This is a genomic window from Dysgonomonas massiliensis, assembly GCF_900240225.1.
Lineage (GTDB): Bacteria > Bacteroidota > Bacteroidia > Bacteroidales > Dysgonomonadaceae > Dysgonomonas > Dysgonomonas massiliensis.
In genome coordinates, this window is record NZ_OEPV01000007.1 from 171,914 (window position 1) to 197,897 (window position 25,984).

Annotated in this window: 25 protein-coding genes; 14 read left to right on the forward strand and 11 right to left on the reverse strand. The window is 37.3% G+C overall.

What is annotated here, in order from left to right; translation table 11 throughout:
* Positions 1-7: 7 nt before the first annotated feature.
* The 3 genes from C1A06_RS08825 to mutY form a co-directional block, all read right to left on the reverse strand.
* Positions 8-1,246 carry a 3-deoxy-D-manno-octulosonic acid transferase gene (locus C1A06_RS08825; protein ID WP_101689894.1) on the reverse strand — a complete coding sequence of 413 codons (1,239 nt, stop codon included), beginning with the start codon at positions 1,244-1,246 and terminating at the stop codon, positions 8-10.
* 4 nt (positions 1,247-1,250) lie between these two features.
* On the reverse strand, positions 1,251-2,768 hold the full coding sequence (gltX, locus tag C1A06_RS08830) for a glutamate--tRNA ligase (protein ID WP_101689895.1): 1,518 nt from the start codon (positions 2,766-2,768) through the stop codon (positions 1,251-1,253).
* 182 nt (positions 2,769-2,950) lie between these two features.
* Positions 2,951-4,006, reverse strand: a complete 1,056-nt coding sequence (mutY, locus tag C1A06_RS08835; RefSeq protein ID WP_101689896.1) for an A/G-specific adenine glycosylase — start codon at positions 4,004-4,006, stop codon at positions 2,951-2,953.
* Positions 4,007-4,153: 147 nt separating this feature from the next.
* Between mutY and C1A06_RS08840 the strand changes: the two genes are divergently transcribed.
* The 10 genes from C1A06_RS08840 to C1A06_RS08885 all read left to right on the forward strand — a co-directional run bounded on the left by C1A06_RS08840 (position 4,154) and on the right by C1A06_RS08885 (position 15,100).
* Positions 4,154-5,182, forward strand: coding sequence for a DUF6340 family protein (locus C1A06_RS08840; RefSeq protein WP_101689897.1), 1,029 nt, complete (start codon positions 4,154-4,156; stop codon positions 5,180-5,182).
* Between the two features lie 66 nt (positions 5,183-5,248).
* Positions 5,249-5,578, forward strand: coding sequence for a zinc ribbon domain-containing protein YjdM (locus tag C1A06_RS08845; RefSeq protein ID WP_101689898.1), 330 nt, complete (start codon positions 5,249-5,251; stop codon positions 5,576-5,578).
* 51 nt (positions 5,579-5,629) lie between these two features.
* A complete protein-coding gene (locus tag C1A06_RS08850; RefSeq protein WP_101689899.1) occupies positions 5,630-6,454 on the forward strand; it encodes an MBL fold metallo-hydrolase in 825 nt (274 codons plus the stop codon).
* A gap of 30 nt (positions 6,455-6,484) precedes the next feature.
* A complete protein-coding gene (locus C1A06_RS08855; RefSeq protein ID WP_101689900.1) occupies positions 6,485-7,648 on the forward strand; it encodes a hypothetical protein in 1,164 nt (387 codons plus the stop codon).
* A 154-nt stretch (positions 7,649-7,802) separates the two neighbouring features.
* Complete coding sequence (locus tag C1A06_RS08860) at positions 7,803-8,621, forward strand: enoyl-ACP reductase FabI (protein ID WP_101689901.1); 819 nt, start codon at positions 7,803-7,805, stop codon at positions 8,619-8,621.
* Between the two features lie 76 nt (positions 8,622-8,697).
* Entirely contained in the window at positions 8,698-9,303 is a 606-nt protein-coding gene (locus tag C1A06_RS08865) for an L-threonylcarbamoyladenylate synthase (protein WP_101689902.1), read from the forward strand.
* 106 nt (positions 9,304-9,409) lie between these two features.
* Entirely contained in the window at positions 9,410-10,855 is a 1,446-nt protein-coding gene (locus C1A06_RS08870) for a S41 family peptidase (RefSeq protein ID WP_101689903.1), read from the forward strand.
* Between the two features lie 40 nt (positions 10,856-10,895).
* The gene (thrA, locus tag C1A06_RS08875) at positions 10,896-13,337 is read left to right on the forward strand and encodes a bifunctional aspartate kinase/homoserine dehydrogenase I (protein ID WP_101689904.1); all 2,442 of its coding nucleotides are present in this window, start codon (positions 10,896-10,898) and stop codon (positions 13,335-13,337) included.
* Between the two features lie 21 nt (positions 13,338-13,358).
* Positions 13,359-13,892 carry a TlpA family protein disulfide reductase gene (locus tag C1A06_RS08880; protein ID WP_101689905.1) on the forward strand — a complete coding sequence of 178 codons (534 nt, stop codon included), beginning with the start codon at positions 13,359-13,361 and terminating at the stop codon, positions 13,890-13,892.
* Positions 13,889-15,100, forward strand: a complete 1,212-nt coding sequence (locus C1A06_RS08885) for a cofactor-independent phosphoglycerate mutase (protein WP_101689906.1) — start codon at positions 13,889-13,891, stop codon at positions 15,098-15,100. The genes C1A06_RS08880 and C1A06_RS08885 overlap by 4 nt, the downstream gene beginning before the upstream one ends.
* A 45-nt stretch (positions 15,101-15,145) precedes the next feature.
* On the opposite strand, the gene C1A06_RS08890 is transcribed toward C1A06_RS08885, so the two are convergent.
* From C1A06_RS08890 to C1A06_RS08925, 8 genes are all read right to left on the reverse strand, one after another.
* On the reverse strand, positions 15,146-16,225 hold the full coding sequence (locus C1A06_RS08890; RefSeq protein ID WP_145996372.1) for a hypothetical protein: 1,080 nt from the start codon (positions 16,223-16,225) through the stop codon (positions 15,146-15,148).
* A 9-nt stretch (positions 16,226-16,234) separates the two neighbouring features.
* On the reverse strand, positions 16,235-16,600 hold the full coding sequence (locus C1A06_RS08895) for a hypothetical protein (RefSeq protein ID WP_245872034.1): 366 nt from the start codon (positions 16,598-16,600) through the stop codon (positions 16,235-16,237).
* Positions 16,601-16,606: 6 nt separating this feature from the next.
* Complete coding sequence (locus C1A06_RS08900; RefSeq protein WP_101689908.1) at positions 16,607-17,155, reverse strand: RNA polymerase sigma factor; 549 nt, start codon at positions 17,153-17,155, stop codon at positions 16,607-16,609.
* Entirely contained in the window at positions 17,148-17,546 is a 399-nt protein-coding gene (locus C1A06_RS08905; RefSeq protein ID WP_101689909.1) for a DUF6249 domain-containing protein, read from the reverse strand. Before C1A06_RS08905 ends, C1A06_RS08900 begins: the two co-directional genes overlap by 8 nt.
* 108 nt (positions 17,547-17,654) lie before the next feature.
* The gene (locus C1A06_RS08910) at positions 17,655-18,074 is read right to left on the reverse strand and encodes a hypothetical protein (protein ID WP_101689910.1); all 420 of its coding nucleotides are present in this window, start codon (positions 18,072-18,074) and stop codon (positions 17,655-17,657) included.
* A 342-nt stretch (positions 18,075-18,416) separates the two neighbouring features.
* Positions 18,417-20,021, reverse strand: coding sequence for a phosphoenolpyruvate carboxykinase (ATP) (pckA, locus tag C1A06_RS08915; protein WP_101689911.1), 1,605 nt, complete (start codon positions 20,019-20,021; stop codon positions 18,417-18,419).
* Between the two features lie 211 nt (positions 20,022-20,232).
* Entirely contained in the window at positions 20,233-20,730 is a 498-nt protein-coding gene (eco, locus tag C1A06_RS08920; protein WP_101689912.1) for a serine protease inhibitor ecotin, read from the reverse strand.
* 88 nt (positions 20,731-20,818) lie between these two features.
* The gene (locus tag C1A06_RS08925) at positions 20,819-21,256 is read right to left on the reverse strand and encodes a hypothetical protein (RefSeq protein ID WP_101689913.1); all 438 of its coding nucleotides are present in this window, start codon (positions 21,254-21,256) and stop codon (positions 20,819-20,821) included.
* Positions 21,257-21,509: 253 nt separating this feature from the next.
* Between C1A06_RS08925 and rlmD the strand changes: the two genes are divergently transcribed.
* From rlmD to C1A06_RS08945, 4 genes are all read left to right on the forward strand, one after another.
* Positions 21,510-22,919 carry a 23S rRNA (uracil(1939)-C(5))-methyltransferase RlmD gene (gene rlmD, locus C1A06_RS08930; RefSeq protein ID WP_101689914.1) on the forward strand — a complete coding sequence of 470 codons (1,410 nt, stop codon included), beginning with the start codon at positions 21,510-21,512 and terminating at the stop codon, positions 22,917-22,919.
* Between the two features lie 124 nt (positions 22,920-23,043).
* Positions 23,044-23,508 (forward strand): hypothetical protein, encoded by a 465-nt coding sequence (locus C1A06_RS08935; protein WP_101689915.1) that lies wholly within the window; start codon positions 23,044-23,046, stop codon positions 23,506-23,508.
* A gap of 144 nt (positions 23,509-23,652) precedes the next feature.
* Entirely contained in the window at positions 23,653-24,849 is a 1,197-nt protein-coding gene (locus tag C1A06_RS08940; RefSeq protein ID WP_101689916.1) for an outer membrane beta-barrel protein, read from the forward strand.
* A gap of 102 nt (positions 24,850-24,951) precedes the next feature.
* Entirely contained in the window at positions 24,952-25,959 is a 1,008-nt protein-coding gene (locus tag C1A06_RS08945; RefSeq protein WP_101689917.1) for an aspartate-semialdehyde dehydrogenase, read from the forward strand.
* The last annotated feature ends 25 nt before the right edge of the window (positions 25,960-25,984 follow it).

The following is a 25,984-nucleotide window of genomic DNA, read 5'->3' on the forward strand; positions in this document are numbered from 1 at the left end:
AGTATTTTTATAGTTTAATAGCCTTTAATACACGATCAGCGGCTCCAGTATTTTCTTTTACAAATTTACCAGACGATTGCCCTGCAGAATACAATGTCTCGTCATACATCATAAACTCGTCCATCAAACCTTTAAGCGTATTATAACCAGTAACCGAATAACCACCATCAGCCTCGATAAGTCCTATAGCTTCGATAAATTTTTTGAAGTTAGGACCGAATATTACAGGAATGCTATAAACTGCAGCTTCAAGGACATTGTGTATACCTACACCGAATCCACCTCCAACATATGCAATCTGCCCATAACGATAGATAGATGACAAAAGTCCGAAGCAATCAATTATTACACAATCATAATCATCGATATTCTCTAACGTTGCCTGCGAATAACGAATAGATTTACGTTTAAGATTACTTTCAATATATTTCAGATGCGACTCATTCAATTCGTGTGGCGCAATTATCAATTTCAGGTTAGGCGTTGCATTGAAATACGGCAAATAAACATCTTCATCTTTAGGCCATGAGCTGCCAACTACCATGATTTTTTGGTCTTGTTCTTTTGCCAAATCAGCAAAACGCGCGATGACTTCGATATTTTTTGCTTGCGTAGCTATCTCCACTACACGATCGAAGCGGGTATCTCCACAGACTTCGACTGCAGTAACTCCCAATTCGTTCAACAAGTTTTTTGAATTCTCATCTTGTACGCATAAGCATTTATACATATGCAAAACTTTCTGCATACGTTTTCCGTACCATTTGAAAAAAATCTGCTTGCGACGGAATATGGCCGAAACCATATAAACCGGAATTCCTTGTTTATGCAGATTATTTACAAAATTATACCAGAATTCATATTTGATAAATATGGCAATTTTGGGTTGCGCTAATCTGAGGAACTTTTTCACATTACGCTTCTTATCGAACGGCAAGTAACAGACAACATCTGCCAACGGATAGTCTTTTCTAACTTCGTATCCCGAAGGAGAAAAGAATGTAAGAAGCACTTTATATTGAGGATATTTTTCTTTGACCAACTCTATAATCGGACGTCCTTGCTCGAATTCGCCCAACGATGCTGCATGAAACCATATATAATCTTCATTCGGATCAATTTGATTTCGCAAAATATCATATGTCTCTTTATGCCCTGCAATCATCTTGCGGGCTTTGCTATGAAATGGAGAAATCAATCGCACCACCAGAGCATATAGGTATATTCCTAATTGGTAGAAAAACATCTTCCTATTTTTTTATTTCAGCAATTGCTCTTTGCAGGCGAGTGATAGTTTCTTCTTTGCCGATTGCTGCAGTAATATCGAACATATGCGGTCCTTTAGATTCGCCGACAACAGCCAAACGGAACGCATTCATTATATTGCCCAGATGGTAGCCTTTATCTTCGATCCAAGCCTTCACAATCTCTTCTTGATTGTGAGCTGAGAAGTCAGTAATATCATTCAAGACTTCGATCAATTCGCCAAGTTGCGCAGGAGTTTCATCTTTCCAACGTTTTTTCACAGTCTTTTCATCATACTCAACAGGAGCTCGGAAGAAGAAGAATGATTGATCCCACAACTCTTTTACGAAATTAACACGTTCTTTCACCAGACCTACTACATGTTCAACATAAGTCGCCTCAGCAGCAACATTTTGCTCTGCTAGATATGGAGCAAAAAGCTCTGCGATCTCAGCATTCGATTTTAGCTGGATATATTGATGGTTGAACCATTTTCCTTTTTCGTAATTAAACTTAGCTCCACTCTTACTACAATGCTCTAGCGAGAAAAGATTTACTAGTTCATTCAGAGACATCATTTCCTGATCATTACCCGGATTCCAGCCAAGTAATGCCAAAAAGTTAACAACAGCCTCTGGAAGATATCCACTTTCTCGATATCCCGAAGATATATCTCCACTTACCGGATCTTTCCACTCAAGAGGGAAAACAGGAAATCCCAAACGATCTCCATCACGTTTGCTAAGCTTTCCGTTTCCTTCAGGCTTAAGCAGCAATGGTAAATGTGCAAATTGCGGCATTGTATCCGTCCATCCAAATGCACGGTAAAGTAACACATGCAATGGTGCTGATGGCAGCCACTCTTCACCACGAATCACGTGTGTGATTTCCATCAAGTGGTCATCAACAATATTAGCCAAGTGATATGTTGGAAGATTATCTGCCGATTTATATAAAACTTTATCATCAAGAACTGATGAGTTGATTACAACTTCGCCACGAATAAGGTCGTTAACCACAACATCTTCATTTGGTTCGATTTTGAAACGAACCACATACTGATTTCCATCAGCAATAAGTCGATCTACTTCTTCCTTAGAAAGTGTAAGCGAGTTACGCATCAAGCCTCTTGTCGATGCATCATATTGGAAGTTTGCAATTTCTGCACGCTTCGCCTCAAGTTCCTGAGGAGTATCGAAAGCTATATAAGCTGCTCCTTTCTCGAGCAATATGTCTACATATTTTATGTAAATATCTTTTCTGTCCGATTGGCGGTATGGCCCATAATTTCCTCCGATGTGTGTACCTTCGTCAAAATTAAGCCCCAACCAAGTCAAAGCTTCTATGATATAATCTTCTGCTCCGGGCACAAAACGCTGCGAGTCGGTATCCTCAATACGAAGAATAAAATCGCCTCCTTGTTTCTTAGCGAAAAGATAGTTATACAAGGCTGTACGTACGCCACCGATATGAAGAGGTCCTGTCGGACTTGGTGCGAAACGCACCCTTACTTTATTTGCCATATTAGTTTAATCCATTGAAAAACGGCTACAAAGATATGAAAAAGTTATGAGGTAAATATTCATAACCTTGTCTTTTTGATCAGAAAGCTACAATATTGGCACTCAACATTTTCGACACAGGCAAATTCTGACTTTATTAAATCACAAAAAATCAGCAAGTCATAAGAAAATCACAAAAACAACTAACGTTCCAAATATTTTTCTGTCAACCGCGATACCGGATACAAATCGACCTCCGAATCCTTTATTTCGATATAATCAGTAGTCATCAACGATTTATTTATCTCAACTTTATAAAACTTCGCAAAAATTCGCTGATGGGACAAGACGTGCTTTAGTTGCACAGATGGAATAATACTAATAATATCTACACCGGCGAATAGTTCAACAAAGCTTTCATCGATCAACAAATCTTCAAGCTCAAGCTCTTCATCTGACTCGATCAATGGTAATTCATAAAGATTTTGCCAAATATCTTTACCTATTCTTTTATGTAGATACATTTTATCTTCAAAACGCATATCGATATAATTAAAATATCGGTTACGAACTTTCGTTTTACCAGCTTTTTTCGGATATTCTGAGACTTTATTCGCCGCATAAGCTGCACAGATATCAGCCAAACAACAACTTCCACAATCTGGACTAGCTGGCACACATTGCAAGGCTCCAAAATCCATTATCGCCTGATTATATAAGCCTGGATTATCACGATCAAGCAAGTTCGCAGCTAATTCCGAGAAGTACTTTTTACCTTGTGTAGTATCTATAAAATCATCAATTGCGAATAGTCTTGATAATACTCTATACACATTCCCGTCGACTACTGCATATGGCAGATTAAAGGAAATTGAAGCAATTGCAGAAGCAGTATATTCACCCACTCCGCGAAGACTCAATATGTCATTATATATAATAGGGTATTCGCCATCGAATTTATCTACAATCATCTTAGATGCTGCATGAAGATTTCGAGCACGACTATAATAGCCCAATCCTTGCCACAATTTCAAGACTTCATCTTCGTCCGCAGCAGCCAAATCTTGTACTCTGGGAAAACGTTTCGCAAAACGTAGAAAATAATCAAGACCTTGGTCAACTCGAGTCTGTTGAAGGATAACTTCCGACAGCCAGATAAGATAAGGATCGGAGGTTTCGCGCCATGGCAGATGGCGTTTATGATCAGCATACCAATCCTCTAATTTTCGAGTTATAATATGTAATTTTTCGTTTTTCATTATTATCACAAATAGATCACAAAGGTAAAATATAAAAAGCTCAACATCGATTTACAGCTAAAATCTATTTCATTTTATATCATCAAGCTGATAATATCACTTAAATTTATTAATTTGGCATAAAATAAAAATAAATATTCTTGATATATGAAAAAGGTAGCATTTCTTGCAATAATATCCTTTATTACAATGACATCTTGTATCTCTGTACAGTTCGCCAACATAGATGTTCAAAACCCAGCCAAAGTTACATTTCCCAGAGAAGTCGTAAACTTGGTTATTGTCAACAATGTGCCCCCAATACCTAAAGACAAAGACGCACCCGCTTCTGAAGAAATACTAACAATGGATAGCTTATCAAGCGTTTTTGTAGACTCATTAGCATATTACCTTGACAAACAAGAGTTTTATGGCCAAATCCTATCATATCCTAAAGTAATCAGAACTGACTATAACTCAAGAACGATTAAACCTCTTAGCAAGGAACAAGTGCAATCAATTACCGATGAGATGAAAGTTGACGGGCTAATATCTATTGATTTGTATCAAATACAAGGAAGCCTCGACACACAGTCTGCTGGATACTTAAGTTCTATACAAGAGCTTGCTATCGAGATATATGTGTTGATTCGGGCATATACCGCAGATGGAGAAGAAATTCAAGAACCTATACTTTTCAGCGATACACTATACTGGCAAGGCATCCCAAATATTCAGTTCAAAGAATATGCACTGCCTACACTTAGTGAAATTTGCACCTATGTCAATGGCTATGCAGTCGAAAAAGCACTTAATGCATTCGTCCCTTTTTGGTCAACAGAAGAGCGTGCATATTTCGCAAATGGTTCTCCTCTTATGAACCAAGCTGCAAAATTTGTAAAAGAGAACAAGTGGAATGATGCAATTTCTATTTGGGAAGAAGCATATAAATCCGAAAAAAATCAAGCAAAAAAAGTACGTATAGCGTACAATTTAGCTGTCGGCTACGAAACTATAGATAATATAAGCAAAGCTGTAACATGGATCAGGGCTGCAAAAAACTCGGAAGGATACCTGCAGCACTCTGACATCAGAGAGCAAATAGACTGGTATTACAAAGAGTTACTGAAACGTGAAATGCAGACAAAAAAACTAAAAGAACAAATAGGTATTACAGAAGTCAACACGACTGACTGATTTTAACTATTTGCATTCAAAAGCTTAATAAGTTATCTTTGCGAACAAATTAAAAACTACTGAATTATGTCTGATTTTCCTTCATGCCCTTCATGTAGCATGAACAACACCTATTTCGATGGAACAAATTACGTTTGTCCTGACTGTTTCCACGAGTGGCACGGCGATGCCGAAAACGACACCGACGACAACACCCCGCGTGATAGCAATGGTGCTGAACTAGTAGATGGAGATGCCGTTACTGTAATTAAGGATCTGAAAGTAAAAGGCTCGTCAATGGTAATAAAAAGAGGAACAAAAGTTAAAAGTATTCGCTTGACTGAAAACCCAGAAGAAGTCGATTGCAAGATAGAAGGCTCTAGTATAGTACTAAAGACCTGCTTCCTCAAGAAATAACAAAAAACATCACCCCAATTCTCAAATTGGGGTTTATTCTCTTCAACAGATATGCAATACGATTTATTCAACCAACCAAAATACAAGTTTTTCAGCCTTGGTAGCGGAAGCAGTGGTAATTGTTATTTTCTAGGATCGCGTCAATACGGGATTTTAATTGATGCGGGAGTTGGAGTAAGGACTATAAAAAAATCTTTACGAGAATATGGTATTGCATTCGAAAATATAGTTGGAATTTTAATAACCCATGATCATGCTGATCATATCAAAACACTTGGAGCATTAGGCGGAAAATTTAACATTCCCATATACACCACTCAAGCCATCCATGGTGGAATAGACAGAAGTCGCTATATTGATGCAGACCTTAGCGGATGCCGAAGAATTATATCTAAAGAAGAGACTTTTGCGATAAAAGACTTTCAGATAACGGCATTTGATGTTCCTCATGACAGCATCGAGAATCTAGGTTATCGAATAGAGTTCGAAGGACAAACCTTTGTTCTAATAACTGACATGGGTCGTGTGACCGACGCTATACAACATAATATCAAACTAGCAAATCACCTGGTAATAGAAGCAAATTACGACGAAGAAATGCTTCGAAACGGACGATATCCCGAATATCTAAAGCAGCGCATCACTTCGGGTAATGGACACATAAGTAATCGATTATCTGCCGACCTTGTATCACAATCATATAGTCCAAACCTTAAAAATGTATGGCTTTGCCACCTTAGCCAAGACAATAATACGCCAGATATAGCATACTCGACATTCAAAGACAGACTTCAAAATGCAGGAGCAAAAGTTGGGGACAGCATAAAGCTTGAGGTACTCAGCAGGTACAAATCTTCAGGGTTGAGAGAATTTTAGACATATATCAATTCTAGACAAGAGCAAACAATGAAAACTACACGTCGCAACAACATAACTCTTATCATTCTTTTTATCCTTTTGTGCGCCCTCTATGGATATATCGCTTATTCCTTACCAATGCCACAGGATAACGACATGTATGGACATGCGACTATAGCAAAAGAAATGCTAACTGGAGAAAGACCTTATTTTAGCGGTCCATTTATCATGTATAGCCTTGCTATACTCTTTTCAGCATGCTCTCAGAATGTATATATCATCATGGGGGCTATTTGTATACTATTGGCAATGAGTACAACCTTCAAATTCTTCATTATTCGATCACAAATAGATAAGGTCGTTAATAATTCTAGAATTTCTCTGATCACAAGCCTTAGCCTTTTATTTATTTTTGCCATTCCTATTCTATTCATTATTACCCCTTCAGATTACTATTATATCGGTTCTTTCGCACCAACAGTATGGCATAATTCCACATCCATATTTTTAATGCCCTTCGCGATTTTACTTTTTATACGAAGTTGCAAACAAATTGATACATATAACCCAAAGGATGACTATCTACTGACAGGACTCATATTTATAAACATTTTTATTAAACCTAGTTTTTTCATGACTTTTATTCTGGCATATCCACTAGTCATGCTAATTAAATATAAATTTAGTCAAATATTTTGGAAATCACTCATTCCTATCATTATCGGAGGAGTACTACTACTAATCCAATATTGTTTCATATACCTATCTACAGAAGCCGCTGAACCATCGCAATACGAGTCTGGAATTTCCTTCGGATTTTTCACCTTGTTTGGAACAATTATAAAATTGCGCTTTCTTCCATTGATCATCCTATCCTCTCTCTTATTCCCTATACTATACACAGTCTTTAATTATAAAAAAATAGCTTTCGACTACAGATATCTCTATGCGATATGCCTCTCATTTTTTGCATTTATAATATATGGTTTTCTATACGAGACCGGTCCTAGATTTCTACATGGAAATTTCTATTGGCAGATAGTTCCTTGTACATGGATTCTGTTTTTCGTGTCACTAATCGCCTTGATGAAAGATATGAAAAAAGAAGGGTACACCTTCAAAAACAAGATACTTATGGGCATATACATCCTCCACGTCATTTCCGGAATATGCTACATTCTTCGAATTCTCATCATACACAATTATTATTAAAGATAGGTAAGAACTTAAGTTCATAAAAACCAATAAACCTTCTAGAATCACAAAATTCTTAGATAAAGCTATTTTTATTGCACATTTTTAGTACTTTTGTGCGTATAACTAAAAGATTTAGTCTAAACTTTTTACAAAATAAACAATCAAAATTATGAGTAATAATTTATTGAAAGGAAAAAGAGGTATCATTTTCGGAGCATTAAATGATAAATCTATAGCATGGAAGGTAGCAGAAAAAGCTGTTGAACAAGGAGCTGTAATTACGCTATCAAATACAGCTATGGCTCTTCGTATGGGCGAAATCAATGCACTTAGCGAAAAATTGAATGCCAAAGTTATTGCTGCCGATGCAACAAACGTTGAAGAATTATCAGAAGTTTTCCGTCAATCAATGGAAATACTAGGTGGCAAAATAGATTTCGTGCTACACTCAATCGGTATGTCTCCAAATGTGCGCAAAGGCAGAGCATATGATGATCTTGACTATGGATTCTTTGATAAAACTTTAAATATATCAGCTGTATCTTTCCACAAAATGATGCAAGCTGCTAAAAAACTTGATGCTATTGCAGACAATGGTTCAATCTTAGCTTTGACACATATTGCCGCACAACGTACATTCACTGGCTATAATGATATGGCTGATGCCAAATCACTACTTGAGTCAATCGGTCGTAGCTTCGGGTATGTATATGGTCGTGACAAAGGTGTACGTGTAAATACTATATCTCAATCTCCTACACTTACGACAGCCGGCCAGGGTATTGGAGGAATGGATGCGTTCTTCGATTTTGCAGAAAAAATGTCTCCACTAGGCAACGCTAACGCTGAAGAATGCGCTGATTACTGCGTTGTGATGTTCTCTGACTTCACGCGTAAGGTGACGATGCAAAACTTATTCCACGACGGAGGGTTCTCAAATATGGGCTTGACTCAGGCTGTGGTTGAAGATTATATAGAGAAAAAATAATTCCAATAATAATCATCTAAAACAGCCCATAAGCCAAAATACTTATGGGCTGTTTTCACTTTATACTATTAGTTTTATGCTCCTTAAACTATACAATGATAATACGAATCAACGAGACATCGACAAAGTTGTTGATGTACTTCGAAACGGAGGCTTAGTTATCTATCCTACCGACACAGTATATGCAATCGGATGCGATGCTCTGAATGTGCGAGCAGTAGAAGAAATATGCAAAATGAAAGGGATTAATCCGGCAAAGCACAATTTATCCATCATTTGCTATGATCTTAGTGACATCAGCGAATATGCCAAGGTAGATGACAGAACTTTCAAAATAATGAAAAGAAACTTACCCGGCCCCTTTACATTTATATTGAATACAACATCCAAACTTCCGAAGATTTACAAAAACAAAAAAACAGTAGGAATACGCGTACCTGACAACAACATCATCAGAGAGCTTGTGAAGAATTTAGGCAATCCTATTCTTACCACATCAGTAAAAGATGATGATGTTATAGAATACATTACCGATCCGGAACTCATCTACGAAAAATATGAAAATATTGTAGATATAGTCATTGATGGAGGATATGGAGATATTGAACCTTCGACAGTTGTAGATTGCACCTCGGGAGAACCTGAAATCATAAGAGAAGGAAAGGGCGATCTAACATTATAAGTGGAAACTAGCAATTATATTACATAAAGCCGTATATTTGCATATAGTCATACAGAAAGACTTTGACATTTAATTTTGCTACACCAAACATCAATATTTATATTTTATGAAATCAAAAGCAAGAATACTCATTCTTTTAGCAATTTTATTATCGTTTTGCGTATCATCATGCAAAGACAGTAATAACAACGATACCGAAGACCCAACAAACTCAAAAGAAATCAGCAAAACGAACAAATGGATATACGAGCAGATGAAAGCGTATTATCTATGGAATACGAATATAAATCCCTCACCTAACTTCAAGGAGACTGACGCAAGAAAATTCTTCAATAGCCTTCGATACAAGATCGACGAAACTGATGGAGACAGATTCTCATATATGGAAGAATACAATGAGAACAGTTCTAAAGCTGGGTCCAGTAGCAACGATTTGGGATTCGAATATGTGCCAGTCTACATAGATAATACTAAGACAAAAGTTGGGTTTATTGTCATTTATGTAAAAGACAATACCAATGCTCAAAAAGAAGGTATTAAGAGAGGCGATATAATAATAAGGGTCAATGATAAAGATATTGTAGACAATGAATACAGTGAAAACCATTATCAAACCATTTTAAAAGGCCAAACAAGTTTCACTTTTACGGTCTATAGAGGAAATACAACCAAAAGCTATAAGATATCAACGACACCTGACTACAAGGATAATCCGGTATTTATCAGCAAAGTAATACCTCTAGAAGGTGGACATAAAGTTGGTTACTTGATGTATAACGCATTTGAACAAGGAGATGACTATGAATTCGATATAGAATTAGCTAATGCTTTGACTGAACTTAAGACTCTGGGAATAACTGATTTGGTTGTAGACTTGCGATACAACCTAGGAGGATATGTCAAATCAGCTGTGAATTTAGCAAGCGCATTAGTACCAAGTGGCAACAAAGGAAAAATATTCTGCAAGAGTAAATACAATGACGTATATCAAGCAAAACTTATAAAAGATCATGGAGAGGATGCTGCTTTGAACGAAAGATTTGTAGAAACAGTTTACAAAACAAGAACAAACATTCCACAAATGAATTTATCACGAGTATATTTCCTAACAGGTCAATATACAGCATCAGCCAGCGAATTAGTAATAAATGGGCTTACTCCATACATGACTGTAATTCGAATAGGCACTACGACAACGGGTAAAGATAAATCGTCAATAGAAATATTACCTACTGACAAAGAAATACATTGGAAATTACAACCTTTGGTAGGAAGACTGAGAAATGCTAAAGATGAAGGCAATTACATAACCGGGCTCAAGCCTACAAAGGGTTTCGAAATAGATGAATTTGACGAAGGATTCTTTGATTTAGGAGATTCATCCGAACCTCTTTTAGCAAGAGCTATCGAAGACATTACAGGTAAGCAAGTTCGATCTAAACTCAGATCAGGCACATCAGACTTATTCTTCGCGCCAATAAAAGATGCAACCATCAGCCTAAAACCTGAGCGCAGTGGATTAATAATCAATTCTGATCAATCACAAGACTAAATAATAATAATTCAAATATAGATTAAACACGAGTTCTCTTATGAAAGTAATGAAATTTGGAGGAGCTTCTATGGGCTCTGCTAGCGATGTGTTGAACATCAAAAGGATTGTCGATTCGAGCGACGAACCTATGGTTCTTGTCATTTCTGCTTTCAAAGGAGTCACGGACATGCTGCTATTGACATCGCAACTTGCAGCAAGCGGAAACAAGTATTATGAGGTAGAGCTTAAAAACATCTCGTCTCTACACTATGAAATCATCGAAGGATTAGGCTTCGATAACAAGAGTAAGAAGGAAGTTTATAATGAAGTAGATATCCTCTTAGATGAACTTACAAATATATTTCGAGGAGTATATCTGATCGAAGATCTATCGATCAAAACTTCCGATAAGATTGTCAGCTATGGAGAGCGTATGTCTCTCAAAATAATCAACCATCTGCTGCCTAAGCACGAAGCGATTGATGCGACTAAAGTTATAAAGACAAATCCGAATTTTAATAAGCACACACCTGATATAGAATTATCGGGTGAACTGATACGTAAAGCGTACAACGATTCGGGTAAATTAATGATAGTCTCTGGCTTTATATCCAGCTGTGCCTCAACAGGAGAGCTGACCAATCTTGGACGCGGAGGATCTGATTACACAGCCGCAATTTTTGCTTCGGCCTTAAATGCCTCAATCCTTGAGATGTGGACTAATGTCGATGGATTTATGTCGGCCGATCCCGAAGTAATCAACAGCGCTCATGTAATAGAGTATCTGACATTTACTGAAGCAACAGAGCTTTGCAACTTTGGAGCTAAGATTATCTATCCGCCAACACTGTTTCCGGTTTATCACAAGCATATTCCGATTCGTATTCGTAATACATTCAATCCGAACGCTCCGGGTACATACATTTCGCACAAAGAAGATCCTCATAAAGGGAAATCCCTAATCAAAGGTATTTCCTCTATCAACGATACTTGTTTAATTACCGTTCTAGGCTTAGGAATGGTAGGCATTATTGGTGTGAACTACCGGATATTCCGAACACTGGCACAAAATGGAATCAGCGTTTTCCTTGTATCACAAGCCTCTTCCGAGAATAGTACTTCGATAGGAGTTAGAACTGAAGATGCTAAAATAGCAGTTGACGTACTCGAAGAAGAATTCGCACACGAAATTTCGATGGGTAGCATCAACCGAGTACAGTTAGAAACTGACTTAGCGACAGTCGCTATCGTTGGTGAAAATATGAAGTACACTCCTGGTATTGCAGGACGATTATTTGAAACTCTTGGGAAAAGTGGTATCAGCGTTATCGCTTGTGCACAAGGAGCTTCGGAGGTCAATATATCGTTTGTTATTCGAAACAAATATCTCCGCAAAGCATTAAACTCCATCCATGATTCTTTTTTCTTGTCAGATTATAAGGTTTTAAACCTTTTCATCGCAGGAATTGGCACAGTAGGAGCTAATCTGATCGAACAAATCAGACTGCAACAGCCTAAATTGATGGAGCAATATGCTTTAAAACTAAATGTTGTAGGAATAGCCAGAGGAAGCAAAGCCTTATTCTGTCGAGAAGGAATCTCGCTGGATAATTATCGCCACGAGCTAGACCATCAAGGCATAGCAAGCTCACCCGAATTGTTGTGCGAAAATATCATAGGCATGAATATTTTCAATGCTGTATTTGTAGATTGTACTGCAAGCAACGATATTGCCGAAATCTATCAAGATCTATTATCACACAATATCTCTGTAGTAACAGCCAATAAGATAGCTGCATCATCTTCATACGACAATTATGTCAAGTTAAAGAATACTGCACGCGAACGTAACATCAAGTTCTTGTTCGAAACAAATGTCGGTGCTGGCTTGCCTGTAATAAACACGATGAATTCGTTGATTAATTCGGGAGATAAGATATTAAAGCTGGAAGCTGTATTGTCGGGAACACTGAATTTCATATTCAATACTCTCAGCAAAGATGTATCTTTCAGTGAAGCCATACGCCTATCCAAGGAGAAAGGCTACGCCGAACCCGATCCTCGCATTGACCTTTGCGGACAAGATGTTATTCGCAAACTGGTAATCCTTACGCGCGAAGCCGGTTATCGTGTCGAACAAGAAGATGTGGAACGCAACTTATTCATTCCTCAACAATACTTCGATGGCTCTTTAGCTGAATTCTGGCATACTATAGAAAATATGAACACCGAATTTGAGGAAAGACGCGAGAAGTTGGAAAAAGAGCATAAACGATTAAGATTCGTTGCCAAATACGAGAATGGAAAATGTCAGGTCGGCTTGCAAGAAGTTGGACAAGATCATCCATTCTACAATCTAGAAGGTAGTAATAACATTATACAGATAACTACCGAGCGCTACAACGAATATCCAATGATAATCAAAGGCTATGGAGCAGGAGCAAGTGTAACCGCCGCAGGTGTTTTTGCCGATATCATAAGTATTGCCAACGTCAGATAATAATTTTCAGAACCAGTAATTATGAAGAGATATCTAATTTCAATCTTACTCTCTTTGGGTTTGATATTGTCAGGATTCGCACAGAGTAACGATCAAATCGACTTTGTTAATATCGGAGATCAAGTTCCTAATTTTACGCTACAATCGACTGCACATGGAAATATTTCATCTGATATGCTCAAAGGGAAAGTCACTTTGATCAGTATTTTCGCTACTTGGTGTGGCCCTTGTCAGAAAGAACTTGCAGCTCTACAAAAAGCTATTGATGACCAGACAATTCCTTGGGCAAAGGATAATAAAGACTTAGCCATACTAGTTGTAGGCAGAGAGCATAACGAAAATCAGCTTGAAGCATACAACAGCAAGAAAGGTTTTACGTTTCCTATATATCCTGATCCATCAAGAGAATTTACATCGAAATTTGCAAAACAAAACATACCTCGTACATACTTAGTAAACCGAGATGGGAAGATCGTATTTTCGTCCGTAGGTTTTGACAATGACGAATTCAATAAACTAATAAACTTGATACATAAAGAACTAAATAAACAATGAAAACAATAATAATTCTGGCAGATGGTGCTGCCGACGAACCTATTGCCCAATTAGGTAATAAAACTCCATTACAAGCTGCAAAGAAACCTTATATAGATTTACTAGCTGCCAAAGGCAAAAGCGGCGAATTGGATACTATTCCTACAGGATTCAAACCGGGTAGCGAAATCGCCAATCTTTCGGTTATGGGATATGATGTTCCCAAAGTATTCGAAGGCCGCGGATCGCTAGAAGCAGCAAGTATGGGTATCGATATTTTACCCGGTGAAATGGCTATGCGCTGCAATCTAATTTGCATAGAAGATGGCAAGATAAAGAACCACTCAGCCGGACATATATCCAACGAAGAGGCTGCAGATCTAATCAAGTTTCTGGATGAGAAATTAAACGATGGAAAGGCTAGTTTCTATCCGGGTGTATCATACAGGCACCTTCTTAAACTGAAGGGAGGAAATAAAGATCTAGATTGTACACCTCCTCATGATGTTGTAGGCACTCCGTTCAAGGATGTATTGATAAAACCGCTGAACGATGCAGCAAAAGATAGTGCAAACTATCTGAATGAACTAATCTTGAAATCGCAGGAACTATTAAAAGACCATCCCGTTAATCTAAAGCGTATTGCTGAAGGAAAGGATCCGGCTAATAGTATCTGGCCATGGTCGCCGGGATATCGTCCTCAAATGGAAACCTTGAATGAGCTTTACAATATCAAGAGTGGGTCAGTTATATCAGCTGTCGATCTTATTATGGGAATTGGTGTATATGCAGGCTTGAAACAAATCCATGTGGAAGGTGCAACTGGCTTGTACGACACCAACTACGAAGGCAAAGCTCAAGCAGCAATTGAAGCTTTGAAACACGATGACTTCGTATATCTACATATCGAAGCTAGCGACGAGGCTGGGCACGAAGGCGATGTAGAGCTTAAGACAAGGACTATCGAATATCTCGATGCTCGCGTTGTTAAGTATATCTACGAAACTACTAAAGATTGGGATGAGCCGATAACAATAGCCATATTGCCAGACCATCCAACCCCTTGCGCAATACGCACGCATACCAACAAGCCGGTACCTTTCCTTATATACCGATCAAATGGTAATGCTGACGATGTGCAAGTATATGATGAGTTCGAATCTCCGAAAGGAGCTTACGGACTGTTAAAGGGCCAAGAGTTTATGCAAACTCTATTCTCCGACAAATAACAACATAAGAACATAAATGCAGAATCAATTCCTCGCTTTCGAATTTTAATCAAGTGGAGTTATTGGTTTTGCATTTCTTAGTAATAATGCATATTGAAACAAATCGACTGTCGAAGAAGCATTTCTAAAAGGAAACATCGACTGATCGATAAAATTTGTTTTTGTTTTTCCAAGCCGTTGACTTGACCTATATGGAGAATCAGCTCTATCCAAATTAAACAACGTTATTGTTTGAGGCTCTGAAGCTTTTTCCAGATCTTTTATCCCCTCAACAAGCACAATAGGGCCATCCATATTTACAAGAGATGTTTTCCCATCCTTCGGACTAGGAAACCCTTCTACTTTAGGGAAATTCACTTCACTATCCAAATTCAGGCATACAATACTCTGAATAGAAACACCTCTTGATTTGAGGCGTGCACCAAGAGATCGTATATTATTAGAATTAATTCCTTCTTGCAAAACATGAAATAGCCCAAATAATCCGTAAAAAGATTCATCATGCAGTTTCAATCTATCTACCTCTTGCATAAGATTAACGACCATAGCCGAATCTCGAGAAATTTTTGTTGTTGCATTTCTACTCTTATCAATACCTATAACCTGAATTTTTAGAGAATCCGCTAAAGTTCTATTATAGTCGTATATATCAGACCATTTATCAAACAACTCTTTTCCTGCTTGTTGCAGAATTCTTGACCTGACATCTTCCACAACTCCTGTAAGTATAGATAAATTTTTAGGCTCTGATTGCAAGAATAAATTTAAATTATTGGCAGTGACACTGTCCATTTCTGCAATATAATAACGTGTTCCTTTCGTTTTATTGAAATGAATAAACAACATTTTATCAACTTCCTGAACTTCTGCATAACCGTGAGTCTCTCCTAATAATACAATAGTCGAATTGTAGACTTCTTCTGAAAAGACAGACAAAGGAGAATTACAATTATTAAAAACCTCATTATCGAATATTTGACTATTCACTTCCAGATACTCTACGAATTCCTTTTTAGAAGAGCCTAGAAAAATCTTATTTCTTATAACAAAGATAACGATAGCAATTAACAAGGTACATATAAATACCAACATTGAGTATAAGACTATTTTCAAAAGCTTTTTCATCGTTCAGTATTATTTAGATCTTTTTTTCTTGAACTGTCGTTTGGTATCAAAATATGTAATTGCCAAAAATGCACTACCCACTGAAATGATAAGTATTGCCGTTGCAAAGAAACCGCCAGAAAGTAAAGAATCTTTACCCCCTGTAAAGTACAACGAAACACCTAAAATAAAGATAATTGCATAGACAACCCCATAAATAGAAAAGAAGTTTCCGAGTACCGATTCACGCTTATTTTTCGAAATCTTTTTCGATAGAGCAGCCTCTGTCTCAATTTGCTGCATAATCCGATATTTCAGATTATCCGAAGCCTTCAATCGAGTTCCACTCAAAAGATCTCTTAGCTTTTCATCACCTATATTTATATTCTGTTTCATAACATTCTAATATTGTAATACGGGCTCGAGCAAAGTAGCCAATCGCTTTCGCGCCCTATGTAATTTCACTTTTATATTCGAGTCGGTAAGTCCTACAATCTCGGCAATCTCTTTTATCGAATTTTCCTCAAGATAATAAAGACTTAGCAATAAATTCTCATCAGGAGGCAATTTTTGCATTGCACTTTCAAGCATCGACTCTCTTTCTTTGCGTTCGATGGTTTGTATAGCATCCCAGTCAACGAAGGTATCAGTGGGTTCGGCCAATTGCATGTTATCGATATCTGAAGTTAATTTTCGACTCCTGATTTCGGTGATGGCAGTGTTATATACAATACGATAAAACCATGTAGAGAATTTACTAGAAGCACGGAATGTATGAAGGTTGTGAAAAGCTTTGACAAAGGCATTCTGTACAATATCTTCTGCGTCCTGACGATTACCGCACAGGCGAAAAGCTATCGTAACAGCCATGTCTTGATATTGATCTACAAAGTAACCGAAGGCCGACGTATCGCCTCCGATTACCCGATCAACTAGTTGCTTTTCATTCATTATCGCTACCGTTATCCAGATTCTTATCTTTCACTACCATGAAAAAGGCTACATAAGCGATACCGAGGAAGAATAAAATGCTAGCTCCCATGACAAACATATACTCACCTTTACCTAGATCTAAACTGCTATTGTTGTAAATAATCAATCCAACAATAATCCCCAGACCAATACCAATACACAAGAAGCCATTTCTCAAAGAACGATATTTATTTGGAGTAGGTTTCACATGCTCCTTCTGAGGAGGAATGATACCTTGTTTTATCAACTCCATATTCTCTCTGTTCTTCATCTTCGTATTGTAAATACCTAAATAAATAGCCAGCATAGGTATTCCGAAAATCATAATAGCTCCAATAATAGGTACCATCCCTGCAAGAAAATCTTTCATAATCTTATTTCATTTAATTATTTATAATCTGTTTTCATATATATGACAACGCGAAGTTGGAATTGGTTACAACTTCGCGCAATTATTTTCAAAGAATTTTCAGACGAACTACAAAATACTTTTTTCCAACAGCATTCGTTCTATCTCTTTCCAGTCGACATAAGGTCGTTCACAATCTTCATCATACACCAAAGGACAACCTAAATTAGCATCATCAATATACAAATGCCCATAAGCTTTAGGTGAAGATGTCCAGAAACGTTGCTTGGGGTTCTTATTGATGCCATACAAAGGAATTTCATTTTCTTCGAACCACTTTACAGCCTCCGAAAGAACATTCTCTTCTACAGTAACCTCAACTCCGTCAACCTTTTTTTTCTTCTTCCGATCGCTACGCATAGTAAATAAAATAAGCTTATGCCCTTTCTCTACTAAAGCTTTCAACACCGGTACTGCACCTATATCTTTTCCAATAGCCGGAAATTCGTGCGATACGCACGTTCCGTCAAAATCTATACATATATCCATAATGCGATAAAGATAATGAAAAAGACTGATTCTTGAATCAGTAGAAAACTGATCATATATACATTATTTTTACCATTTCACCTCTGCCCTATCCAGACAAGCCCTACCACAAAAAGTGACACTTGTGTACACATTTTCGTAATTTTCTATCATGAATATTTTTTATCTATTTTACCAGAATTGCACTCCTCACACCATTTCAATCTGAAAACAATTTTCTACTCCAAGAAAACCCGTCTACTATATAGATAAAGATATCCCTTATCTGTGGAAAAGTTTGTCCTGAGATAAGGGATAAAATATAGAAAACTAAAAGCGCAAATATTCTCTCATATAATGTATCTATAATTTAGGTCCATGGGCTACTAATGATTTACCATGAGGATTGTTCGTGAATTTTTCGAAGTTCGAAATGAAATATTCTGCTAAACTTACAGCCTTCTCTTCCCAAGCATCGACAGAATCATATACATTACGAGGATCTAGAACTTCAGGAGCTACACCGGCAACAGTTATGGGCATTGCCAGATTGAAGTGAGGCAAGTATTTTACCTCCGCTTTATCTATCGATCCATCCAATATAGCATCAATAATAGCGCGTGTATATTTCAACGAAATTCGTTTACCTTTTCCATCCCAACCCGTATTGACTAGATAAGCGGTAGATTGTGCTGCATCCATTTTCTTTACCAACTCTTTAGCATACATTGTAGGATGCAGAGAAAGGAAAGCAGCACCGAAACATGACGAAAATGTTGGAGTCGGCTTCGTGATTCCCCGTTCGGTTCCTGCTTGCTTCGAAGTAAAACCACTCAGAAAATAATATTGAGCCTGCTCGTTTGTCAATTTCGAAACCGGTGGTAAGATTCCAAAAGCGTCTGCCGTCAGAAATATGACTTTTTTGGCGTGCCCTCCTATCGATATCGGCTTAACAATATTCTTAATATGATTTATCGGATACGAAACCCGCGTATTCTCTGTACGACTTTTATCCGTAAAATCAACTTTTCCGTTAGCATCCACTGTCACATTCTCCAGCAAAGCATCGCGGGTTATAGCATTCCATATATCAGGTTCGTTCTCTTTACTCAGATTGATACACTTGGCATAACAACCTCCTTCGAAGTTGAAAACACCATCATCATCCCATCCATGTTCGTCATCACCAATTAGCTGTCGTTTAGGATCTGTAGACAAAGTAGTCTTGCCCGTTCCCGACAATCCGAAGAATATTGCCGTATCTCCATCCTTGCCAACATTGGCAGAGCAATGCATTGCAGCCATACCTTTCAGTGGAAGCCAATAATTCATACAAGTGAAGATACCCTTCTTCATTTCTCCTCCGTACCATGTACCTCCTATCAATTGCATATTCTCGGTCATATTGAAAGCGACGAAATTTTCGGAATGAAGACCTTGGTTTTCCCAATTTGGATTAACAGTTTTCGAGCCATTAAGAACAACAAAATCCGGTTCTCCATATTCTTTCAGTTCTTCGGCTGTAGGACAGATATACATATTTTTCACGAAATGGGCCTGCCAAGCAACCTCGCAGATAAAGCGAACTTTCACTCGGGCACTTTTACTGGCTCCGCAAAACATATCTACAACATAAAGTTTCTTACCTGACAACTGGTCTACAACCAGTTTTTTCAGATCAGACCATACTTCTTGATTAATGGGCTTATTGTCATTCGGATATTCCTCTGTATTCCACCATAGCGTATCGCGAGTAGTATCGTCCATCACAAAATATTTGTCTTTGGGTGAACGTCCCGTAAATTTTCCGGTAAAGACATTTACTGCACCTAGCTCTGTCAAGTAGCTTCGTTCGTAACCCGTAAGATTCGGGTCCATTTCGTCGTCGAACAATTGTTCGTAAGTCGGATTATAAACAACTTCTTTTACGTATTTAATTCCATAAATACTTAAATCAGTTACTTCCATAATGTGTTTGTTTAGTATGTGGTTAACAATATAAAAATGTAATGTAAAATAGTAATCTCTAAGGGTCGGTTAACATTATGTCACAAATATAGCTGAACAGAACCAAATAACACTCTTATTTCTGATAAATTTCCAAAGTTCATATTTTCTAATACAAAAAGGGCATGAAAAATATTCATGCCCTCAACCTTTAACCTTTAACCAATAATACTTATTCTTTATCTACTGACAGCAATTCACCAGCTGTCCAGATTCTATATTTAAGTTCACAATCTTTCGGAAGATAAACTACGATCGGCAAACGGCTGTTATATCTGGCAGATACCGATTCACCAGAAATAAACTTATCTGTTTTCACTCCATCAGGACACATCATCATAGTAGAGGCAACGTGATTTTCTGTGGAGAATACAAAGTAGTTGTAGCCCCATCCCTGAACTGTTTCTTCGCTAAAGCTACCTATCAATCGATGACGATTACAGTCTACGCTCAGCGTTTTACCTGCAATCAGTTCTATCTCGAAAAGGCTTTCATCTGCCATCGGTTCAAGATAGATCACGTGTCTCACTAGGCTATCAATCGTTTCAGGGTACGCTTTCAAGTTGTCGATAGCTTCTTCTGTTCCTTTATTTTTTGTTTGTGCTGTCATATTCAACGATAGTGCTAAACACATTGCAATAGTTCCAAATAGTAAAGTAAGTTTTTTCATAATCTCTTTTTTTAATTTGTTTGTTCTTTATTACATAGACGACGCTTTCTTCAAAACGCTTACTCGCAACCTCAATTTTTAATGAATTTTAATTATTAACAAATTCAACTTCGGCTTCAAGCTTCTTATCTACAATCAATATCAGAGCATGACGCGATTCGAAACTTTGCTTATCAGTCTTTGCCAGACTGTAGTCAAGAACCAACTTCTCTCCGCTCATAATCAAATCCTTGCACTCTACACCCGACACATCATCGGATATTGGATTGATCACAGCAATAACGAATTCAGAATCAAAGTTAATCGCTGTGGGTTTACCACCCTCTCCCATCGTACGCGCTATACCAAAGAAACTATCAAACTCGTCTTGACTCGTTATTTTCACTTCAAAAAGCTTATTTTCGACAGTATTCTTTACAAAGTAATTTTTAGCAACTACATAAGATACTGCCGAAATTGTTTTAGACTGACTTCCACAAGATATTAGTGCAAGTGAAATACACAGACTCACTATTAATGATTTCATACTCTTTCAATTTATATTTCTTTCCAAAGTTATAATATCTTACAAATTAGCAAACTCCGAAAAGGTAACAAAAGTAACACAAATACAACTTTTACTTTATTCTGTATCCTTATCCATAAATACCCGCTATAGCTCATTACCCTGAATATAGATAAACTTTTCTATTCTCTATCACAAGATCATAAAGCATAGATTATTGAGTAAAATATTCGGACGAAAAATAGTATCTTTGCAGGCACTAATAAAAAATTGAATGGCTCGTAAGAAAAAAGAACTTCCGTTGATAGAAAATGTCGAAATAGTTGACATTGCCGCTGAGGGTAAAGCAATAGCAAGAGTTAATGACTTGGTCGTATTTGTTCCGTACGCCATCCCCGGCGATGTGATAGATATGCAGTTATATCGCAAAAAGAACAAATATGCTGAAGGTAAAGTTGTGCGTTTTGTATCATATTCGCCCAACAGAACTGAGGCTCTGTGCGAACACTTCGGTGTATGTGGAGGTTGCAAATGGCAAATATTGCCCTACAACGAACAATTACAATACAAACAAAAGCAAGTTGTAGACAATCTTACCCGCATAGGAAAGGTCGAACTTCCCGAGATCACTCCAATTTTAGGATCTGAAAAGACTGAATTCTATCGTAATAAACTTGAGTTTACATTCTCGAATAAAAAATGGCTGACATACGAACAAATATCTTCTGGTGTTTCGTTCGACAATATGAATGCCTTAGGATTTCATATTCCAGGCTGTTTCGATAAAGTGTTAGACATCAACAAATGCTGGTTGCAAGACGATATATCGAATCAGATACGCAATTTTGTCCGCCAATATTGCAACGACAAAGGATATACCTTTTTCAATCTTCGCGACCAAGGTGGATTGCTACGCAACATGATCATCCGTACGTCAACTACTGGCGAGCTGATGGTAATTATTGCATTCTACGAAGATAATCACGAACAATATTCTGATGTACTGAATGCCGTTGCAAATCAATTTCCGCAGATTACTTCGCTGATGTATGTCATCAATCAGAAAGCGAACGATACAATTACCGATCAAGATATTTTGGTTTGGAAAGGCAACGATCATATTTATGAAGAGATGGAAGGATTGAAATTCAAAATCGGCCCAAAATCATTCTATCAAACCAATAGCGAACAAGCTTATAATTTATACAAAATCACTCGTGAATTTGCAGGACTTACCGGCAATGAGTTAGTATATGACCTTTATACCGGAACCGGTACTATCGCCAACTTCGTTGCACGCCAAGCAAAACAAGTAGTAGGTATAGAATATGTTGAAGATGCAATCAAGGATGCCAAAATCAACTCTGCGAACAATGGCATAGACAATACCCTCTTCTATGCAGGCGATATGAAAGATATCCTTACTCAGGAATTTATCAATCAGCATGGCCGTCCGGATGTGATCATTACAGATCCTCCACGTGCAGGCATGCATAACGATGTAATCGATGCCATTCTATTTGCTGCTCCTCAGCGTATAGTATATGTCAGCTGTAATCCGGCAACTCAAGCTCGAGACCTAAGCCTGCTAGATGAGAACTATAAAGTATTGCGTGTACAACCGGTAGATATGTTCCCACATACACACCACGTAGAAAACGTAGTTTTATTAGAAAAAAGGTAAAGTGTATTTATAACAGTTAATTTTTAAGGTAAGTTTTATTCTAAAAAGACGCTTTAAGCCATAAAAAAATATACATTTGTAGTATCAAGTTCTAAATTAATAACAACGAAAAAGACAAAACAACATGAACAAATCATTTATTGCAGCTCTGTTTTTACTTATTGCTGCCCTATTTTTCTCTTCATGTGGAGGTGCTTCAAAATCTAACGAAGGACAAGCTGAAGAACAAACAGAAGAAGTTGCAACTCAAGTTGCTGATGAAGTAAATAAAAATGTAGAAGCTGCAAAAGACGCTGTAGAAGAAGTAAAAGATGAAGCTCAAGCTACTACTGAAGAAACTAAAGATGCAGTTGTTGAAGCTGCAAATAAAGCATTAGCTGGATATGAAACACTAGTAAACAAGATTCTTCCTCTTGCTGAAAAAGTAAAAAAAGGAGATATCAAAGCTGTTGCTGATTACACTAAACAATCGAAAGAAATCAAAGATTATGTAAGCAAAAATGCAACTGAACTTACTGGTCTTACTGGCGAAGATGCTAAAAAATACAAAGAACTAGCAGAAAGCCTTGTAAACTCGTTCAAAAAATAATATTTTAGAACTCCATACAACTATAGAAGAGCAACCTTATAATGGTTGCTCTTTTTAGTTCTATAAGTAGAATAAGTAAAGCTAATATTTTGCAATCTGGGAATATTAGCTATTTTTGTTTTATTAACAGACTAAACTCACACTATGAAAAAGATCCTGGCAATTCTATTTTTTCTCACACCTATTTTAAGCCTGTTCGCTCAACAAAATCTATCCGATGGATATATCATCACCAACTCTAATGATACTATACACGGACAAATAGACTTACGCACTTCCACTATTAATCAACAAAGGTGCACATTTGTTGATGCATCTAACAATTCAAAAATATATCTTCCGGGAGAAATAAAAGGATATAGATACATCAATGAGGGCAAATTTTATATATCTAAAACGATAACAGTAGATAATAGTGAACAACTAATATTCGCAGAATACCTAGTTCAAGGAGGATTAAGCCTATTCTATTTTGAAAAAGACGGATTAGCATATTTCATATTTGAAGAAGAAGGGAAAGAACATTTCTACATAACAAAGCATCCGCCGGTTGAAGTGGATCGAAAAATGAAAGAAGATACTAAGTATGTAGGTATGCTTAAATATTACTTTCGAGATAGTAGCCCTACAATGATGAAGCTTATCGAAAAATCGAAGTTCTATCAAAGATCAATGATAAAAATTGCTAAACAATACAACGATGAAAATTGTCTCAATCCTGGACAAAACTCATGCATAATCTTCGAAAATGACAACCCTGATAAATTTGGCCTTCAATTTAAGTTTTCTGTATATACCGGAATTCAAAACACAACATACTCCGGACATCTATTCGACGCGAGCTCTACATTCCCTTTATTAGGAGGACAAGTATATATAAATAATCCAAGATGGTCAAAATCGTTTGGGTTTGTAGTAGATCTATCATTCTCGAAAATGAAAAAAGAATCTCAAAAGCTTAAATCTCCAATCACAAGTAGCTACAACATCCTTAAATACGACATGTATGATATGTCAGTGAAATTAGGCTTACGTTATACATATAGCAAATATAGACTCAGACCATCTATTGAAGGAGGACTTAGTAGTGCCTATATTATCAAGAATAATAGCACTTGGGCTAGCGCTAGTAATAGTACCATCATCAATAGACAAGACTATGATGTCCGCAAGTTTCATATAGGTTGGTATGTAGGTATGGGAGTAGAGTATAATATTATTAAAGATCAATTCATATTTCTACGATTCAATTACGACAAGTTCTCTGAAACAGACTATATGCAAACAAGTGGTACAGATCATATCAGCCTATGGCAACTAAAATTGGGATATACATTCTAATTCAAGATTATTTAGCAAATATTACAGCTTTAAAACTTTAATATTGTCATAATTTAGTACTTTTGTTAATCAAAAGTATAGTTACACTTATTTTTTTAAAAAATGAATATAGCCATTGTTGGTGCCAGCGGTGCCGTAGGACAGGAGTTCCTAAAAGTGCTCGACGAGCGTAATTTCCCTATCAACGAACTTACTCTATTTGGTTCAGCGCGAAGCGCAGGATCTGTTTATGAGTTTAAGGGCAAAAAATATACGGTACGCGAGCTGAAGCACAACGATGACTTTAAGAGTATTGATATTGCTTTTGTTTCGGCCGGAGGTTCTACATCCGTAGAATTTGCTTCGACAATTACCAAACACGGAACAATAATGATCGACAATTCCAGTGCATTCCGCATGGATAACGATGTGCCATTGGTTGTTCCTGAAGTAAATGGTGAAGATGGAAAAGTCCGTCCGAAAGGTATCATTGCAAATCCGAACTGTACAACAATACAGATGGTAGTAGCACTGAAAGCAATTGAAAACATATCGCATATCAAACGTGTACACGTAGCTACTTATCAATCAGCATCAGGAGCCGGGGCTTCGGGTATGGACGAATTGGTAGCGCAGTTCAAACAACTGGTTAACGAAGAAGAAGCAACTGTAGAAAAATTTGCATATCAACTAGCATACAATCTTATCCCTCAAGTAGATGTATTCACTGAAAACGGATATACTAAAGAGGAATTGAAAATGTACAACGAAACACGTAAGATCATGCACTCGGATATTGAAGTAAGTGCAACTTGCGTTCGTGTACCAGTATTGCGCGCTCACTCCGAAGCAATCTGGGTTGAGACAGAAAGACCAGTATCTGCTAAAGAGGCAAAAGAGGCATTCGCTAAAGCAAACGGCATCATTCTGGAAGACAATCCGATGGAAAAAGTTTATCCGATGCCATTATTTATTTCGGGAAAAGATGCAGTCTATGTAGGCCGCATACGAGAAGACATCTCAAACCCTAACGGGCTTACTTTCTGGGTTGTAGCCGATCAAATAAAGAAAGGCGCAGCACTCAATGCTGTTCAGATTGCAGAATACCTTATCAAAGAAAAAGCTATTTAAACGATAAACTATTTGCAGTTTCGAA